Below are 19,073 nucleotides of genomic sequence, written 5' to 3' on the forward strand. Positions count from 1 at the left end.
AGAAACAATATGAAATTTTTTATTGATACAGCAAACCTAAAGGATATTGCCGAAGCACAAGCTTTAGGCGTATTGGATGGCGTTACCACAAACCCATCGTTAATGGCCAAGGAAGGCATTACGGGTTACGATAATATTTTAACACATTATAAAAAAATATGTGATTTGGTTGAAGGCGATGTAAGTGCCGAGGTTATTTCTACAGATTTTGAAGGGATGGTTAAAGAAGGCGAAATGCTTGCCGCTTTGCACCCACAAATTGTTGTTAAGGTACCATTAATTGCCGATGGTATCAAAGCATGTAAGTACTTTTCGGACAAAGGGATCAGAACCAATGTAACGCTAGTGTTTTCCGCAGGTCAGGCATTATTGGCGGCAAAAGCTGGTGCTACCTATGTGTCCCCATTTATAGGAAGACTGGACGATATTTCTACCGATGGTTTAAACCTGATTTCAGAAATAAGATTAATCTATGACAACTATGGTTACGAAACCCAAATTTTAGCGGCGTCTGTGCGCCACACCATGCACATTATTGATTGTGCCAAATTAGGAAGTGATGTGATGACAGGCCCGTTATCGGCCATAAAAGGCTTGTTAAAGCACCCTTTAACAGATAGTGGGTTGGCACAGTTTTTATTGGATTACCAAAAAGGAAATAAATAAACCAATTCAATAATTAAATAATCCGTTATATATATTTCTCCCCTTTTTTCAAGGGGAGATGCCTTTAGGCAGAGGGGTTCAATTTTTCCCCTTTTTTTCAAGGGGAGTGCTTGTGCCGAATTAATTTTGGTATGCCGATAGGCAGGGCCCCAATGATATAAACTACCTGAATAACAACTAGCTGTTTTTTGTCATCTACCAAAATATTTCTTTAAAAACATGAGTGTCGATATAAGAAAATATAAAGAAATACAACAAATAAAACTGGCTGTTGATTGTATTATTTTTGGCTTCAATGATAACCGTTTGGAATTATTGCTGATACACAGAGGTTTTGAACCCGAAATAGGCAAGTGGTCCTTAATTGGGGAATTTATAGGCAATGATGAAGATTTAGATGATGCCGCCAATAGGGTTCTATATGATTTGTCCGGGTTGCAGAACATCTATATGGAACAGGTTAAAACCTTTGGTAAAGCGAATAGAGACAGTTCGGGTCGCGTTGTTTCGACCACTTATAGTGCCATGATTTTAAAATCGGAGTACAATGAAGAACAGGTAAGCAAGTACAACGCAAAATGGTTTCCTATTGATGAGTTGCCAGAACTTGTTTTCGATCATAAAGACATGGTGGATTCTGCCATAAAGAGATTGAGAAGACGGGTTAGAAATTCCCCAATAGCGTTTAATTTATTGCCAGCTAAATTTACCTTACCCCAGTTACAAGCACTTTACGAAGGTATTTTGGACGAAGTTATCGATAAAAGAAATTTCAGAAGAAAAGTATCCCAAATGGAATACTTGGTAAAGCTTAACGAGAAAGATATGTCCGAATCCAGAAAAGGGGCCTATTTTTATCGTTTTGATGAAGCTTTATATCAATTAGATCAAAACTTTAATCTGTAGTGGTTTGTTAAAATAATAAATAATGCGAATCAAGTGTTGAAAAGATTAAAACCCATTACGATCTATAAGACAAATATTGGGAGCGTTGGCCCTAAAATCGTCGTAGATACAAACGTTAATTATAAAAGGGGCGTAGCCCTGTTATCTTCGTAAAATAACACGATAATGAACAAAAAAGATATAGCCCTGAAATTTAACAAACATGTCAAACACGTACACAATTGTTCTATCAAAGATGTCAGGGCCAAAGCACCTAATCCATCATCATGGTCCATTTTGCTACTAAAACTGCGGGGCTAACGCCCCTAAGTTAAGCGCGTATTCCAATTTCCATTCGGCTGAATAGTTACAATATTTTAACTCTTGATTCGCATAAATACTAAAAAAGCCTCCGTGCAAAGGGAGGCTTTTTGGTCCTTAACCAATTCTAAACTTACCAACACTATAGTTTAACCAGCTTATTGGTACTTTGCTCACCTACACTATTGGTTATTTTTATTAAATAGATACTTTTTGATAAACTGCTTACATCAAAAGCGTAGCCCTTGTCAAAGTTGCCTTTATATGATTTTACAATTTTCCCCGTCATATCGTAGATCTTTAATTCTTCAACATTTTTATTTATTGAAAAAGAACCGTTCGCAGGGTTGGGATATATAACCACATCCAAGGTGCCTTTAAAGGAGTTTGTGCTCAAGGTAGATGGTTTGTTTCCATAAACTTTAAATTCACCGGGAGCCAGACTTAATGTTGAGGCAGTACCATCAAAGGTTGCTATTCCAGTTTTATCCATTAAATCGTACCAAGTTCCTCCCTCTTGAAAGTTAGTATTAATGGATTGTTGTGTTACCCCAAAATTACCTAATACCGTAATATATTTAATGTCATTCGCAGTTGCGGAATCTAAAGTTAAATGGATGCTTTTAAGTCCATTTGTCCCTCCTACATCCATAGAAAAATTGGTTGTATTAAAAATGGGCTCAGTATGTTTTAAATATATTAATCTTGCCCATGCATCATATATTGCCTTTCTATCTGGGTTCGTTACATACTCCCATCGGATAGGTTTTTCGCCAGTTCTACCATTAAAATTAATATCGACTTCGTATCCTAATTCTCCAAACTGCCAAATCATTTTTGGGCCAGGGACTGTAAATAAAAAAGCACCTGCCGTTTGCATTCTTGCCAAAGCAGTATTTGCTGTTTTAACTGAATAACTACCGCTTGAATTGCCAAACTGTAGATTCTTATACATTAAACGCTGTTCATCATGACTTTCCATATAAGAAACGGCGGAAGGCCCATCAAATCCTTTTACTGAATATGATACGTTTGAAAAATTAGATTTATTATTATCATGATACCCCATGGTCGCTTCGTTATAAGAAGCATTTAAGTTATTCCAAAGCATGATACCTTTACCTTCATTAATTCGATAATCTGCCCATTGCTTTTCTTCATCGATACCTCCCAAATGTTCAAAAATGACATAAAAACCAGAATCCATTGCCCATTGATAATCGGCATATTTCTTTAAAACTTCAACCCTATCTTTGTTAAATCCATTCGTACAATTTTCATCTGAAGACGTACAATGCTGTGTAAACCCCTTCGTTAAATCCCATCTGAAACCGTCTACTTTATATTCTTGAATCCAGTATTTTACAGTCCTTTCAACATAACTGTTAGTAGCTTTAGATTGATGGTTAAAATCATTAAAAACACTATACGTATGAGTAGCCGTTTGGTTAAAAAACGGATTATTAACAGATGCTTGCCCACCATAACCGCCATTATCAGTATTCCATAAGCGATAAAAAGGGTTTTGGCCCGTGGCATGATTGTAAACAACATCTAATATAACCGCTATGCCTCGGCTGTGGCATTCATCAATAAATTGTTTAAAAGCTGTTGGTGTTCCATAATACTTATCTAGCGCCATGTGAAAAGAAGGGTTATATCCCCAACTTTTATTTCCGTCGAACTCACTAACGGGCAATAATTCAATAGCGTTCACACCTAGATCTTGAATATAATCCAAACGTGCCTTTATAGCATCAAAACTATGAAGCACATCAAAATCTCGAATAAGCATTTTATATATAACTAAGTCGGATTTATTAGGTTTTTGAAAATTTGAAATTTGCCAATTGTACGCCACTTCACCTGTTCGTAGTAGCGTTACAGCATGATTTGTTAAACCCGTAGGGTAAGGTGGCAAGTTCGGATATGTTGTTGAATTTATAGACGAATCGTTGTTTTCATCCAAAATAGTAGTTGAATATGGGTCTGCAATTTTAATCGTAGAATCAACCAAATATTGAAACATATAGTTTGTGTTTGGAGTTAATCCCGTTAATTCAATCCAGAATTTATCCCTTGCAGTATCTTTATTCATATTGTAGCTTATATTTTCCTGCCAGTTGTTAAAATTACCTATCACATGGACTGTTGATTTATTCGGCGCATATAGTACCAAGGTTGCTTTTGTATTATCGCTAGGGTTTAAGTTAATGCCGTCCAACATGCCCGATGGAACTGGACTGCTTGGAGAGAGTCTAGCTTTAAAAGATTCAGAAACCGTAATGTGACCATCATTTGCCTCAAGCACAAAATCTACATCTGAAGTTAACGCATAATCAAAACTATAATTTTTAATTCCATTTGCGGTATTAACTGGAGTTCCGTTTGCTCTTAAAGTGAAATTGGAGAATTGAGTTGTGGTCGCAGAAATATTGATTAATGTTCCAGAATTAACAACTGTAAGATAATCGCTTGGTGCTGTTAAAGTCAGTTCATTTATGGCAAGATTTAAAAAAGTATTTTGGGATTTTTTATCACCACTGCCTGTCGATGTGCCATTACTGGCTTTTAGTAAAAAGCCAATCTTTGAGATGTTTGTAGTTCCAAACAATGAACTTGGGGTAAATGTGAATCCATAGGTGCCGTTTCCATTATTGGTAAGTTGTTGCAAGGCATTGGATGCGTTCCATGATCCATTAGTTGGAGAATCGCCCGCTGCAGCACCATTCAAATCAAAATACCAAGCCCAGATGTAAATATTGTTTGGTTGCCCCGCGTTCCATAAGGTTGGGTCCACATTAGAGACTGTAATTGTGAGCGCATCGTTGGCTGAAAACTCTGTTTTGTCAATACTTATAGTAACTTGCTGTTCTTGTGCCGATAAAAGCAAAAAGGAAAAGAAACTAAGTACATATATAATTTTTTTCATCGTATGGTATTTTGAAAAAAAAAGAGGCTGTATAAAAAGTGTATTGTATTTTATTTGTCAGGTTGAGCTTGTCGAAACCGATATTGATTATCAGTAGGATAAAATATTTCGACAGGCTCAATATGATATAGAATTTAACTTTTCAGACAGCCTCTTTTAATCATTGTATAAATATTTTATTGAACCACTACCGTCCCTTTATTAAAGTCAACAGTAATTTTATAAGTACCAGATCCAGGAGATTTCAAGTTATTCTCACCATCTCTTACTAATATGCCTGGATATTTAGAGCTTTCGCCCCAATCGTTATCAAAAGTCCCCAAAGTGGGTAAAAACTTAAATTCATCGGATGCAGTCAATGCTGTTGAAAGTTCAAAAACCCCTTGAGATAATTTAGTAAAAGGAATAGCATTACCTGGGTTCCATCCAACAGGAGAACCTACTAAAAACAAGTTATCGGGTATTTGTGTAACCGTGTAAGACAGTGTATTAAAATCAACATTAATCATATAAGTACCTGCCGTTGCAACGGGAATATTACTTTCACCGTCTTGGACTAATTTCCCTGCCTTATCAGGGTTTTTCCCCCAATCGCCATCAAAAGTACCAGTTGTTGGTAAAAATTTGAATTCTGCACCTGCTTCAAAAGTTTGAACTCTTACAAATACACCATTGCCTGTTGTATTAAATTTTTGAGAAGCATCGCCACTATTCCATCCGTTATGAGCACCTACCGAATATAAATTATTAATAGGAGCTACTTTTATGCTCATGGTGTTAAAGTTAACCACCACAACATATTTTCCAGTAGTCGTTATTTTGACATTATTTTCTCCATCCTGGACTAAACCTCCGGCTTTGGTAGGATTTTCGCCCCAATCGCCATCATAAGTTCCTAATGTTTGCAAAAACTTAAATTCGTCATTAGCATTAAAGTCGTAAGTTAAAGAAAACACGCCATCCCCATCATTATAAAACGGTTTAGCAGTTCCATTGTTCCAGCCATTAATAGAGCCGACCATATATAAATTGTCTGGTGCTTTAAATTCTTTAACGGTAACGGATAGTGTTGGGAAATCTACAGTAATAACATAAGTTCCTGCACTTGTAACTTTCATGTTTTGCTCGCCATTTTGAACTATTTTACCAGGATTGCTTGGGTCTTCGCCCCAATCGCCATCAAAAGTACCTAGAGTTGGTAGAAATTTAAATTCATCATTTGCCGATAAATCTATTCGTATTTCAAAACCGCCGTTTCCATTACTTTTAAAAGCGTTGGCGTTTGAGCTGTTCCATCCAACATGACTTCCAACTAAGTATAATTTGTTGATAACAAAAATATCCCAGTTCAAATATTTTTTTTCTGCTTTTAATTCTGAAACACCATTGCTAATTTTAGCTTTTACGGTCCAAATAACATTTTTGTTATTTGCAAATTCTTGCCCTATTTGAGCATTCGTCATTGTGAAAGAAGTTCCTGAAGGAACTGGAAACGATTTTAAAGGGTCCGAAAAGTCGCCTCCTAATTCATCAAACAACAAGGTGTACTCAATGGTTCCGCTTCCAGAAGTTGTAGTAGCTGGTTCCCATGAAAAAGCAACTTCTCCATTCGGGTCAGCATAAATGTCTGCTTTTATAATGTTGTTATTGCTAGGTAACAATAAGTTGAAATTTTTAATACCATTGTTTGAGAACCTAACAAATTCAATGTTATTCTTACTTGTCATTACCTCAACATCTCCATTGGTCGCAATTACTTGCCATTGCAATTCAGCCGTTTCACCAACAGCATAACCTGCTGCTTTTAGTGCTTCATCAATGGTTGCAAAAGACACCGTTAACTTATTGTCTTTACCATCATTATTAGATGGAAAACTCACAAACTCTGGAGTGTCAGATCCGGCTTTAAAGAAAAGGACTTTATATGTTGGCGTTTTTGAAACACCTGGTATGGCCGTTTTCCAAGTTAGTTCTATAGTTTTTTCTGGTGTTCCAGAATTTAACACATAGCTCGAAACGGTACTTTCTAAAATGCTAAAACCATTTAAAGCTTCGGTATCAGAGCTAAATTCCACGTCTTCTGTACATGATACAAAAAGCGCTAATAGAATTATTGATATTTTGTAAAGTATATTTTTCATAATATATAATTTTAATTACTGGCTGCTCTTAAACGAATGGTCCCCGTTGCAGATTTTATTGTTGGATTATCGGCATCATAAAAATAATACTGTAATTCCACTAAATTTCCTGAGTTATACAAACTAGGAAAACTAGCGGCAGGTATTATGGATGCTTGGTAGTATAGCCCACTAAAAGTTGTCGGCATTTCAATCGCTAATAATGGATCTACTGTTGGCCCTATATTTACACGTATATTTTGCGCACCCGCCATAGCAGGATTAGTTAAACCCGTAAAGTTTTTATTAAAGCGAAGTGTAACAACATCTTTGGTTGTCGCTGCCGATGGGAATGTTCTTACCTCATCTGGAATAAACTTAAAAGGCGAAAACGGTATGGTTAAATCACCTGTTTGGAATGTAGGAGCTTTATCTCTTAGCAAATATCCAATGGTTGTTATAGATCCTGGAGCTGCTTCTGCACCATATAATTCTGCCAAGGTTTTATAGGTATTGCTGCCATCAACGATAGGGAATTTAAGCCGATACTCTGTATTGCTTACTTTGGCCAATCTAGCTGCTGCTTTTATGTTGGTCCAAGAACCATTTGTTTTGGCATCGCCCGCACTGGAAAAACTCCAGATATACAGATCTTTACCTTCTAATGAATTTCCGTCTTTATCCTTTGCGCCCGCTACATTGAAAATTATTTCAATGTTTTCATCAATAACAGTATAACTTGCAGGATTTCCTGTAACTACGGGGTTTTGAGCTTGAACGGTTAGTATGGATAAGAAGAAAATACTAAATAATATATTTTTCATAATTCAGTTTTTATTGTTTAGCTAATATGTATTCGTATCTGGTAACGGCATTGTTATCAGCATCCAATCGTTCGTAATTCAAAGATAATTTAGGTGCATCTCCAGAAATTCCAGAATACGTTCTCATGTAAAAGATAACATTTTTACCGTTAATTTGAGTTTTTATACCAGATGATGCATTTATTCCTAATTCTCTGTTAACCAGATTAATCATGTCACTGTTTATCCAAGACCAAGTTCCAGTACCTCCAGATATAACATACCCCATTGGAGAATTTCCAATAGTAGTTGTTAAAGCACTATTATCTATTTTCAAAGTAAAATCTGAAAATGGCATACCAGCGATAGCGTTGGTAATATCTATTTTGGTCGCAAAGTCTGGGAAACTTTTCTTTTCAGCATCTAAATCTATTTGACTAGCGCTTTCTATGGCCCAAGTGCCCATTATTTGCTCGCTTCTATTTACAGTATCACCAAACGTACCTTCATTATCTGGACTACATTGGGTGAACATGACTAATATGCTTAATAAAAAGCTGTATTTAATTAATTTCATAGTGTTATTTTTTTTAGTTACAACCACCTGTTGGGTTTTGAATAAATCCTGTAAATACTTCAGTTGCTGGAAATTGAAACACCATGCCATTGCAATTCCAGGGTGCGTTTCTTATGGTGAGAGATGTTTCATTTACACCAATTCTTTTTAAGTCGTTAATTCTGTTTCCTTCACCAAGTAATTCGATACGTCTTTGCTCTCTTACTAATGTAATCAATTGTACTTTAGAAAGCCCACTAATTGTTGACAATCCAGCTCGGTTTAAAATTAAATTAATATCAGTTTCTGCTTGAGGAAGTTTACTGGTTTCAGCAGCTGCTTCGGCTCTGATTAAAAGTAATTCTGTATAATGCGCCAATGGTATGTGCAAAATTCCTTTGTCAAACTTTTTAAGAAAATATTCCCCATCAACTTCCGTAAGTAATGCTTTTCTTTTATCTGTTGATGGAACAGTGTTGTATAGATCTTGCATGATTCTAATGGTTGTATTGGTAACTGCTAAATCGGTTCTATACCTGCCAAAAGTTCCGCCTTTACTGTTTGCCGTAGTTTCTGAAACAATTCCGAAAATTGTTTCCACATTTGGTGTCTCGGTATTATCATTAACTACAAGGTTACCGGCAAACCTTTCAGTTCCCGTAGCACCACCTTGATATAAATTCACATCAAAAATGGCAGACGTATTTGTTAAGGCACTATTTGCATAACTGAACGCTTGTTCATAATTTGATCCAGCCGTGTCAATATTAGGTCCAAATCCTGCCTGGAAAAACACTTTAGCTAAATAAGCTTGTGCTGCTGCCTTGTTAGCATAGTACTGATTTTTGGTATTAGTTGTATTCAATAAACTTTCAGCCTCTTTCAAATCGCTAATTAAATTCCCGTAATTCTGTGCTACCGTCTCTCTTTTTTGACCAATGGCATTGTTAACCGAAGTAATATATTGAATGCCCAAATGTGAATTATCTGCACTATAACCAGGTGATTGCGACATGAATCTTGAAACTTCAAAGAGTGCTATACTTCTCAAAAGAAGGGCTTCTCCTTTTATTTCTTTTACTCTGGCATCGGTTGCAGATAGCCCCAATGCGTCCAGATTATTTTCGATTTGCCCTAACACCACATTAGCATCTAGTACAATTCTATAAAATCCTCGGTACATATTATCTCTAATGGTATTATTAAAGAATGAGGTGCTTCTGTTATAAATTTCGGTTTCGTCGGAATTAATCCCAACAGGCCCAGAAATATTATCGCCATTAATTTCGGCGTAAAGTTGAGCGTTTCCGCCTAAAGGCCAACCTAAATCATTATATCCTGCGTTTAATAAGGCTTCTAAATCGGCCAAATTGGTAGGGCCAACTATGTCTACATTTTGAGGAAGTTCTTCTAAATCACAAGAAACAAATAAAGATATAGAGAAAAACAACGCTAATATTAATTTTAAATTCATTTTCATCGTTTCCATTTTAAAAAGTTGCATTAATGTTAAATGTGAATGATTTTGCCTGTGGAATGCTTAAGTACGACACATTTGGCGATAAGTTTCTATCTCTTTGAAATTGAAAATCTCTCGCAATTTCTGGATCTCCACCAGGAAATTTGGTCCAAGTAAATAAGTTAGAACCAGTTAAAGCAAATTTTAATGAGCTTATGCCGGTGCCTTTTAAAAACTCGGCTGGCAATGTATAGTTTAGCGTAACGTTTCTTAATCTTAAATAAGACGCATCGTACAAAAAGCCAGTGTGGTTGTACTGCCACACACCTGAAAGGCCTCTAACTTCATTATAATCGTAAAACAGTCTAGGTTGGTCTGTAACGTCGCCAGGGTTTCGCCATCTATCATAAATATCTGTTCTCACGTTTGATGAATTATTTCCATCAATAAATGTACCTAAAGCACGTTTTGCAAAACTGTCGTAAATATTACCTCCAATGGTGAATACAAAATCTGTATCCAAGCCCCAGTTTTTGTATTTGAATTTATTAGCAAACCCGCCTGTTGCGTTCGGAATAACAGAACCTGCTGAAACTCTATTGGCTAAATCGAAGGTTTTGGTTTCGTTGCCTGCTTTATCCAAGAAAATTGGCAAACCATCCGTAGTATCCACTCTTGCAAAACGAACCAAATAATTAGTTCCAATTGGCTGACCTTCTATAACTCGGGTATCATTAAATCCACCTTCTAATAAATCTGGACTAACACCTCCCAAGCTAATCAATTTATTGGCATTGTGTGCTATATTGAAGGTTGTTGTCCAAGAAAAATTATTGCTGACAATATTTTTTGAAGTCATATTAAATTCAATACCCTTGTTTTCAATTTCGGCAGCATTTATCCATAAACTCTCGCCAAATCCTGATGACGGGATTTGGAATAAATCCAATAATACATCTTTAGATTTCTTGTAATATCCCGAAATTTCCGTTTCAAGGCGATTTTTGAAAAGGTTTAGTTCAATTCCGAAATCTACCGTTTGAGCTGTTTCCCATTTTAAATCTGGATTGTCCAGTCTGATAATGGATTTATAAGGATTCCCTAAATAATCAGTTCCAGAGTTTGGGATACTATAGGCGCCAAATCTTGAATCATTACCTATTTCAGAGTTACCAGTAATACCGTAAGATGTTTTAATTTTTAATAGACTTATGGTATTGCTATTTGCTATAAGACCATGCTTAGAAAAATTATACGCAGCCGAAACTGTTGGAAAAAATCCGTATCTATTATTTTCTCCAAAGCGAGAGGAGCCATCTAACCTTGCCAGCACCATTAAATCCAACGCATTGTTAAATGAATAGCTCACACGTCCAAAATAAGAAGCAAAGGAATAGGCTGATTTACCTGTGCTTTCTCGTGTGTAATCCGGTGCATCCGATTCATAAAGTGGAACGGGGCTATTAATATAACCTTGTGGGTTTCCGAATTTATATAACAATTTTTCACTACGTTGGTATTCTGTACCCAGTAAGAAGTTAAAAGAGTTTTTTTCGTTAACATCCCATAAATAGGATGCTGTAAAGTTTGTGTTGTAGTTAATTACAAAAAATGGATTTGCAGATGCAAACGTATTTCGTTCTGCTTCTGGTGTTCCACTAATTCTTCCGACTTCTAAAGATTGCCAGTAAAAATCTCTAAAATCCATATAGTCTAAAGACCCTGTTCCTCTAAGGTATAAATTTTTTATAGGTTGGTAGTCTATCGCAATTGAATTTATAGATCTCATTTCTTCAGATCTTCTATCTCTATATAGTAATTCTTCTAATGGATTACTGAACGAATTGTCAATATCTCCATTCGATTTATAAGGCGAATAAAAAGGTAAAGTGAAACTTTGGGCATTTCTCCAAGTATCGTTAATATTTACCTTATCGTAAACACCTCGGGTTAACGATGAGTTAAGTCCGATTTTTAGGTTTTTAAGTAACTGATAATCTAAATTAAAACGCCCACTTAACCTTTTGTATTCATCATTTTTAATGAAAGACTCCGTATCATCATACGACACGTTAGCATACATTTTTAATTTTTCAGTGCCATAATTCACAGAAAAACTATGTCTGTTTGATATTCCTGTTTTGGTCACTAAATCTACCCAATCGGTGTTTGTATTTAAGGCATCTTCCCAAGATGTATTTCCTGGTAAAGGCACTAAGCCAACATTCCCATCATTTTCCCAAGCTTCTTGATATACTTGCAACAATTGCTTATTATTCAATACTTTTGGTTTGTAAGTTGGGTCAGATGTGGTAACACTGCCTGTATATGAGAATTTCAACCCTTCCTTGCCCCTTTTGGTTTTAATTAAAATAACACCATTCGCTCCACGAGAACCATAAATCCCAGCTGCCGCGGCATCTTTTAAAACTTCTATGCTCTCGATATCATTTTGGTTCAAAGAAGCTAGTGGGTTATTGTTTTGTCCGTTCGAATCTCCTTGTAGAAAATAATCTTGTGTAATAGGTATCCCATCTACAACATATAGAGGGTCGCCCCCTGCAGAGATAGAAGAAATACCTCTAATTCTAACCACATTGGATGAACCCGCTAATCCAGAACCCTGAATTACCTGTACCCCAGCTGCTTTTCCTTGTAAGGCGGCATCAATAGAAGATACGGGGTTGTCTTTTAAATCCTCACCATTTACTCGTACAGCATTTCCAAGAATTTTACTTTTCTTCTGTACCCCATAACCAATGATCACAACCTCATCTAATTGGGCTGTATCATCAACCATCTGCACATTTAAAGTAGCCTGACCATTATAAGTGAGTTCTTTTGGTTGGTAACCAACATAAGTAAATACTATAACGTCTCCTTTTTTAGCTTCAATTTGATAATTACCATCAAAATCTGTGGCCGTACCCGTGGTGGTGTTTTTAATAACAACATTTACACCAGGTAGTGGAATTGAAGTCGATTGTTCTGTTACTATTCCTTTTAGCGTTGTTTGCCCAAATAAAATTACGGGAGCCAAAAGCATAAAAAACAGTAAACTGTTTAAAGTTGTTTTCATATAATTTTGTTAAATTAATGTTTTGTTTAGTTTATTATATTTTCACTTCTCATGTCAAATTTATGTAAATTTAATGTAAACCAGCAACCTTAAATTACGAAATTCACAACGAAAACGTTTTCGTGTTGACAACTTTGTACAAAACAGGTGTATTTTTGACAAATCAATAATATGCGGCGCGTTGCGCAATCGATTGAGATTTAATTCTATAGAAATACAGGGAATTAAAAAAGTCTGTTTAACAGAGAATTAAAAATTTACCTGTTTATCTAGATAAAGATCATTATATTTAAAGTCTTCCATAATTAATAAACTAAATTTTGGCACGATGTGGGCATGGGCGAGAATTGGTTGCAAATACCAATGGAGAAGGCACATGGCGTATGCCTGTTAAAAATCAATAATCAACTACAAAATGAAAAGAAAAATCACTTTAAAGCAAATAGCAAGAGAATTGGATGTTTCCATTTCAACGGTATCTAAGGCATTGAGTGGCAGCAAAGAAATTAGCGAGGATACCAAACAAAAAATTCAAGCGTTCGCAAAATTGTACAATTACAGGCCCAACAATATAGCACTTAGTTTAAAAAACAGAAAGACCAAAACCATTGGGATTTTAATACCGGAAATTGTACATCATTTCTTTTCAACTGTTATTAGGGGTATTGAGTTGGTGGCCAATAAACGCGGGTACAATGTAATTGTTGGGTTGTCAAATGAGTCGTTCACCAAAGAAATAATAAACATGGAAATGCTAGCCAATGGCAGTATAGACGGGTTTATTTTATCAATTTCAAAGGAAACTTTGTTAAAACAGGATTATCACCATTTTAATGCCACTATCAATCAAGGGATGCCTATTGTTTTATTTGATAGGGTTGTTAGTGAAGTGAATTGCGACAAAGTAATTGTTGATGATTTTAAAGGCGCAGTAAAAGCTGTGGAAAAATTAATAGCAACAGGTTGTAAAAACATCGCATTGATAACCACTATGGATTATGTAAGTGTGGGAAGGCTTAGAACCCAAGGATATTTAGAGGCTTTAGAAGATGGAAATATAAGGGTGGACGCCAACTTAATTTTAAAGATTGATGATGCTTTGGATGTTGAAGGCCACTTTGAAGCTTTGGAAAATGAAATCGAACAATTTTTTAGGAGCAACAAAAAAATTGATGGTGTTTTTGCGGTTAACGAGTTGTATGCGGTAACCGCCATGAAAGCGGCACGTAAGTTGGGGCTTAGCATTCCCGATGATGTTCAAGTGATTGGTTTTACCGATGGCGTTTTGTCAAAACATGCCACGCCAAGTTTAACAACGGTAAGCCAGCATGGTCAAAAAATGGGTGAAAAAGCAGCCGATTTATTAATTGACAGATTGGAGCTTGAAGACGAGGAAAATGGCGAATATATTGAGGAAAATGAGCGTGAAGAGCATTTTAAAACCGTCATCATTGAAACCGAATTGATAGAAAGAGACTCCACTAAATGAGTCTTCAGTCTCAGTTCTCAGTCTCACTCCTTAACACCAAACAACTTAACAACATACGCCTTAACACCGAACAATATACGCTCCTTTTATAAAAAAGTTTGGAAGTGTAAAAATCTTTTATATATCTTTGCTCAAATCAAAACTAATATTTTCACTTCTCAGAAATAAGTTTTGATAAGTTTACCGCTTATCAAATAGTATTCATTTAACATATACTATTTAATGGAAAAGCGTAGATTGGGTTTCTGGCAAATCTGGAACATGAGTTTTGGGTTCCTGGGAATTCAGATGGGTTTTGCCCTACAAAATGCCAATGCGAGCAGAATACTCCAAATTTTCGGGGCCGACGTTCACGAGCTATCGTGGTTTTGGATCATTGCACCCTTAATGGGCTTGATCGTGCAGCCTATAATAGGTCATTATAGCGATAAAACTTGGGGGCGCTTTGGACGAAGAAAACCCTATTTTTTGGCAGGCGCTATTTTGGCATCGATCGGTTTGGTGCTGATGCCACAAGCAGACATTTTTATTGCATTTTTACCTGCGCTTTGGGTAGGTGCCGGCATGCTCATGATTATGGATGCGTCCTTTAACATTGCCATGGAACCTTTTCGGGCTTTGGTGGGCGATAATCTTAGGACAGACCAACGCACCTTAGGTTTCAGTGTGCAAACGGCACTCATAGGTTTTGGGGCCGTTATTGGTTCTTGGTTGCCTTATGTTTTAACGCATTGGTTTGGTATTTCCAATCAAACATCGCAGGGAACGGTCCCTCTAAATTTAATTCTATCATTTATAATTGGAGCTATTGTTTTAATAGCTTCTATTTTGGTAACGGTTTTAACAACAAAGGAATACACCCCAGAAGAATTAGAAAGTTTTGAAGACGAAAAAGCGCATTTGGAAGCGATTCAAAATGATGAAGAAGTTAAAGAATCCAGTTTATGGGATATTTTTGAGGACTTCAAAAAAATGCCAACTACCATGCGCCAGTTAAGCTGGGTACAATTTTTTTCATGGTTTGGTTTGTTTGGCATGTGGGTATTTGCAACCCCAGCCATCGCACAGCATATTTATGGGCTACCTTATACAGATAGCCAAAGTCCTTCCTACCAAGATGCGGGCGATTGGATTGGGATCCTTTTTGGGGTGTACAATTTAATTTCTGCGCTTTACGCTTTTGCGTTACCGTACATTGCCAAAAAAATGGGACGTAAAAAAACCCATGCCATGTCGTTGATTATTGGAGGTGTTGGGCTGCTCTCAATTTACATCATGCCAGATAAAAACTGGTTAATTGTATCCATGATAGGGGTGGGCATTGCTTGGGCCAGTATTTTGGCGATGCCTTACGCTATTTTGGCAGGGTCCATCTCTCCTAAAAAGATGGGCGTTTATATGGGGATTTTCAATTTCTTTATTGTCATTCCACAAATAATCAATGCATTAATTGGTGGCCCACTGGTTAGATATGCATATAACAACCAAGCCATCTTCGCTTTAATGTTAAGTGGCTTAAGTTTTCTTATTGCAGCAGCTTTAGTGTACAAAGTAAAGGATGTTGATGACGTGATACAATCATAATAAATGAACGATAAAGGAATCATATTCGACCTCGACGGGGTCATTGTAGATACCGCTAAGTACCATTACCTCGCATGGAAAAAAATAGCGGATGCTTTGGGTTTTGAATTTACCAAGGCGCATAACGAGCTATTAAAAGGTGTTAGTAGAACACGCTCGTTGGAAATTTTATTGGATATTGGAAAGGTCACCCTATCCGACAATGAAAAACAAAAAAAATTAATAAGTAAAAACAAAGATTACTTAGGCTATATTGAGAAAATGGGTGCCGATGAAATCCTTCCGGGTGTGTTAACGGTTTTGGATTTTTTAGATGAAAACAACATCCATTATGTTTTGGGCTCTGCCAGTAAAAATGCCGAATTGATTTTAAAACAAATAAACTTACACCATCGTTTTTTTGGAATTGTGGATGGCAATGCGGTTTCTAAAGCAAAACCAGATCCCGAAGTGTTTTTAATAGGGGCCCATAAGCTACACTTACCACCCGAAAATTGCATTGTTTTTGAAGATGCCATTGCTGGTGTGGAAGCCGCTAAAATAGCCAACATGACCGCCATAGGCATAGGCGACAAAGAAACACTTAGTGAAGCGGATTTTGTTTTTAATGATTTTACTGAAATTTCTGAAGCGTTTTTATATGAATTGCTGGATAGTACAAAGTATTAAGTATTAAGTATTAAGAGAATAGAACATAGAACATAGAACAAAGAATAAAGAGAATAGAATATAGAGAATAGAACATAGAACATAGAGGATAGACGTTGTGTTTTGTCTTTGAGCGAAGCGGTCTGTTTTCTATACTCTTTTGTCTATTCTCTTTTATCTCAAAAAAAAATATGAATCAAGATTATATCATACCAGATAATTGGTCCATCATAGAAGAAGGCTTTAGTGCATCGCGCATTGAATCTTCCGAAAGTTTATTTAGCATTGGTAATGGTGCCATGGGGCAGCGTGCCAATTTTGAAGAACAGTATTCTGGCAAATCCTTTCAAGGCAGTTATATTGCCGGGGTTTATTACCCAGACAAAACCCGTGTGGGGTGGTGGAAAAATGGCTATCCCGAATATTTTGCCAAAGTATTGAACGCTCCCAGTTGGATAGGAATTAACGTATCCGTTGATGGCGAACAACTCGATCTGTCCGCATGTAAAAAAGTGGAAAATTTTAGAAGGGAACTCAACATGCAAGAAGGTTGGTTGGCCCGAAGTTTTTCGGCTACCCTTCAAAATGATATTCACATTGAAGTAGAAACCAAACGATTTTTAAGTTTGGAGTTTGATGAAATTGGTGCGATTCAATACAGTGTTAAACCAATAAATAATAATGTAAACATCATTTTTCAACCGTATTTAAATAGTGCCATTACCAATAAGGATAGCAATTGGGATGATAAATTTTGGGATACCTTGGAGGTAAAGCACGAAAACCGTCAAGCGTTTATTCAAGCCAAAACCATGAAAACAGATTTTTACACCTGTACTTTTATGGAGTCTGAAGTATTTTTGAATAATAAAGCGGTTTCAATAAATCCAAGCAGACAAACAGATGAAAATTTTGTGGCTTTCAGTTATTCACAAGAAGTTAAAAAAGGGGACGTCTTTACCATCCATAAATTCGGTGGTTATACTGTGGATAGAAACCACGATAAGACCCAATTGGTTTCCGCAGCAAAAAAAGCCTTGAAAACCGCTACCGATTTAGGGTTTGATGGCTTATTGGAAACCCAGAAACAAGCTTGGGCAAATATTTGGGACCTGGCAGATATTGCCATTCAGGGCGATGTAAAAGCACAACAAGGCATTCGATTCAACATTTTTCAGTTAAATCAAACGTATTTAGGAAAAGATTCCCGTTTAAATATAGGGCCGAAAGGATTTACGGGCGAAAAATATGGCGGCAGTACCTATTGGGATACCGAAGCCTATTGCATCCCGTTTTATATGGCAACCAAAGGTGAACACGTAGCCAAAAAACTTTTGGAATACCGGTACAATCATTTGGAAAAAGCCATTGAAAATGCCGCAAAATTGGGTTTTAAAAACGGAGCTGCTTTATACCCTATGGTTACTATGAATGGGGAAGAATGCCATAACGAATGGGAAATTACCTTTGAGGAAATCCATAGAAATGGCGCCATTGCATTCGCTATTTATAACTACCACCGCTATACGGATGATTATAGTTATATCCCCGAAAAAGGATTGGAGGTTTTAATTGGGATTGCCCGATTTTGGCAACAGCGCGCTACGTTTTCAACCCACAAAAACAAATATGTTATTTTAGGGGTTACGGGACCAAATGAATATGAAAACAACGTCAACAATAATTTCTATACCAATTATCTGGCAAAGTGGTGCATTCAATATGCCATAGAAAATGTTATGAAGATGGAATCGGAATATCCATCCGATCATACCCGGATCATAAATAAAGTGAAGCTGTCCAATTCAGAAATAAATGAATGGAAAGCTGTAGCGGACAACATGTATTTCCCATATTCTGAAAAGCATCAACTGTATTTGCAACAGGATGGTTTTTTGGATAAAGAATTAATACCGGTTGCCCATTTAGATACGGCACAACGCCCCATCAACCAAAAATGGAGCTGGGATCGTATTTTGCGTTCGCCCTATATTAAACAAGCCGATACTTTACAAGGATTCTACTTTTTTGAAGATGATTTTTCCAATGGGGAATTGGAGCGCCATTTCGATTTTTACGAACCCTTTACGGTTCATGAAAGTTCTTTGTCGCCTTGTGTGCACAGTATCCAAGCGGCAAAACTGGGCAGAATGGAACAAGCGTACACCTTTTATTTAAGAACCTCCCGATTGGATTTGGACGATTACAACCACGAAGTACACGAAGGTTTGCACATTACTTCCATGGCAGGCACGTGGATGAGCATTGTGGAAGGTTTCGGTGGGATGCGCGTTAAAAATAATAGATTATCGTTCACACCAAAAATACCCAAACAATGGGAAAGCTATTCGTTTAAAATTAATTTTAGAAACCATATTTTAAAAGTGACTGTTAACCAAAAACAAACAACTTTTGAATTGGAAAGTGATACAGAATTGGAAATTAATGTGGATAACAAAAGGGTGCTGCTTCAAAAAAAGCGCATGCAAACGTTAATCTAATCAGAAGAATTCCATTAAAAACATTAACTT

12 protein-coding genes are annotated in these 19,073 nt (G+C 36.5%); 6 read left to right on the plus strand and 6 right to left on the minus strand.

Annotated elements, in window-relative coordinates; all coding sequences use genetic code 11:
• Window positions 1–9: 9 nt before the first annotated feature.
• Window positions 10–666, plus strand: a complete 657-nt coding sequence (fsa, locus tag ACU1LP_RS05530; RefSeq protein WP_445731443.1) for a fructose-6-phosphate aldolase — start codon at window positions 10–12, stop codon at window positions 664–666.
• A 219-nt stretch (window positions 667–885) separates the two neighbouring features.
• A complete protein-coding gene (locus ACU1LP_RS05535) occupies window positions 886–1,572 on the plus strand; it encodes an NUDIX hydrolase (RefSeq protein WP_445731442.1) in 687 nt (228 codons plus the stop codon).
• Between the two features lie 442 nt (window positions 1,573–2,014).
• Here the strand turns inward: ACU1LP_RS05535 and ACU1LP_RS05540 are convergent, their stop codons facing one another.
• The 6 genes from ACU1LP_RS05540 to ACU1LP_RS05565 all read right to left on the minus strand — a co-directional run bounded on the left by ACU1LP_RS05540 (window position 2,015) and on the right by ACU1LP_RS05565 (window position 12,821).
• Window positions 2,015–4,804, minus strand: coding sequence for an alpha-amylase family glycosyl hydrolase (locus ACU1LP_RS05540; protein ID WP_445735791.1), 2,790 nt, complete (start codon window positions 4,802–4,804; stop codon window positions 2,015–2,017).
• 176 nt (window positions 4,805–4,980) lie between these two features.
• Window positions 4,981–6,945, minus strand: a complete 1,965-nt coding sequence (locus tag ACU1LP_RS05545; protein ID WP_445735792.1) for a SusF/SusE family outer membrane protein — start codon at window positions 6,943–6,945, stop codon at window positions 4,981–4,983.
• An 11-nt stretch (window positions 6,946–6,956) separates the two neighbouring features.
• Entirely contained in the window at window positions 6,957–7,748 is a 792-nt protein-coding gene (locus tag ACU1LP_RS05550) for a hypothetical protein (RefSeq protein WP_445731439.1), read from the minus strand.
• A gap of 10 nt (window positions 7,749–7,758) precedes the next feature.
• Window positions 7,759–8,304, minus strand: a complete 546-nt coding sequence (locus tag ACU1LP_RS05555) for a hypothetical protein (protein WP_445735793.1) — start codon at window positions 8,302–8,304, stop codon at window positions 7,759–7,761.
• 13 nt (window positions 8,305–8,317) lie between these two features.
• Window positions 8,318–9,757, minus strand: a complete 1,440-nt coding sequence (locus tag ACU1LP_RS05560; protein ID WP_445735794.1) for a RagB/SusD family nutrient uptake outer membrane protein — start codon at window positions 9,755–9,757, stop codon at window positions 8,318–8,320.
• Between the two features lie 16 nt (window positions 9,758–9,773).
• On the minus strand, window positions 9,774–12,821 hold the full coding sequence (locus ACU1LP_RS05565; RefSeq protein WP_445735795.1) for a SusC/RagA family TonB-linked outer membrane protein: 3,048 nt from the start codon (window positions 12,819–12,821) through the stop codon (window positions 9,774–9,776).
• A gap of 415 nt (window positions 12,822–13,236) precedes the next feature.
• Here ACU1LP_RS05565 and ACU1LP_RS05570 point away from each other — a divergent pair, with 415 nt between their 5' ends.
• From ACU1LP_RS05570 to ACU1LP_RS05585, 4 genes are all read left to right on the plus strand, one after another.
• Window positions 13,237–14,310 (plus strand): LacI family DNA-binding transcriptional regulator, encoded by a 1,074-nt coding sequence (locus tag ACU1LP_RS05570; protein ID WP_445735796.1) that lies wholly within the window; start codon window positions 13,237–13,239, stop codon window positions 14,308–14,310.
• 222 nt (window positions 14,311–14,532) lie between these two features.
• Window positions 14,533–15,894: an MFS transporter gene (locus ACU1LP_RS05575; protein WP_445731418.1), complete on the plus strand. Its 1,362-nt coding sequence runs from the start codon at window positions 14,533–14,535 to the stop codon at window positions 15,892–15,894.
• Between the two features lie 3 nt (window positions 15,895–15,897).
• Window positions 15,898–16,563: a beta-phosphoglucomutase gene (pgmB, locus tag ACU1LP_RS05580; RefSeq protein WP_445735797.1), complete on the plus strand. Its 666-nt coding sequence runs from the start codon at window positions 15,898–15,900 to the stop codon at window positions 16,561–16,563.
• Between the two features lie 170 nt (window positions 16,564–16,733).
• Window positions 16,734–19,043: a glycoside hydrolase family 65 protein gene (locus tag ACU1LP_RS05585; RefSeq protein ID WP_445735798.1), complete on the plus strand. Its 2,310-nt coding sequence runs from the start codon at window positions 16,734–16,736 to the stop codon at window positions 19,041–19,043.
• Window positions 19,044–19,073: the final 30 nt, after the last annotated feature.

Source organism: Mariniflexile sp., assembly GCF_052728615.1.

Coding starts and splice junctions, on each gene's coding strand:
- fsa (WP_445731443.1), top strand. CDS start 10: ATGAAATTTTTTATTGATACAGCAAACCTAAAGGATATTGCCGAAGCA.
- ACU1LP_RS05535 (WP_445731442.1), top strand. CDS start 886: ATGAGTGTCGATATAAGAAAATATAAAGAAATACAACAAATAAAACTG.
- ACU1LP_RS05540 (WP_445735791.1), bottom strand. CDS start 4,804: ATGAAAAAAATTATATATGTACTTAGTTTCTTTTCCTTTTTGCTTTTA.
- ACU1LP_RS05545 (WP_445735792.1), bottom strand. CDS start 6,945: ATGAAAAATATACTTTACAAAATATCAATAATTCTATTAGCGCTTTTT.
- ACU1LP_RS05550 (WP_445731439.1), bottom strand. CDS start 7,748: ATGAAAAATATATTATTTAGTATTTTCTTCTTATCCATACTAACCGTT.
- ACU1LP_RS05555 (WP_445735793.1), bottom strand. CDS start 8,304: ATGAAATTAATTAAATACAGCTTTTTATTAAGCATATTAGTCATGTTC.
- ACU1LP_RS05560 (WP_445735794.1), bottom strand. CDS start 9,757: ATGAATTTAAAATTAATATTAGCGTTGTTTTTCTCTATATCTTTATTT.
- ACU1LP_RS05565 (WP_445735795.1), bottom strand. CDS start 12,821: ATGAAAACAACTTTAAACAGTTTACTGTTTTTTATGCTTTTGGCTCCC.
- ACU1LP_RS05570 (WP_445735796.1), top strand. CDS start 13,237: ATGAAAAGAAAAATCACTTTAAAGCAAATAGCAAGAGAATTGGATGTT.
- ACU1LP_RS05575 (WP_445731418.1), top strand. CDS start 14,533: ATGGAAAAGCGTAGATTGGGTTTCTGGCAAATCTGGAACATGAGTTTT.
- pgmB (WP_445735797.1), top strand. CDS start 15,898: ATGAACGATAAAGGAATCATATTCGACCTCGACGGGGTCATTGTAGAT.
- ACU1LP_RS05585 (WP_445735798.1), top strand. CDS start 16,734: ATGAATCAAGATTATATCATACCAGATAATTGGTCCATCATAGAAGAA.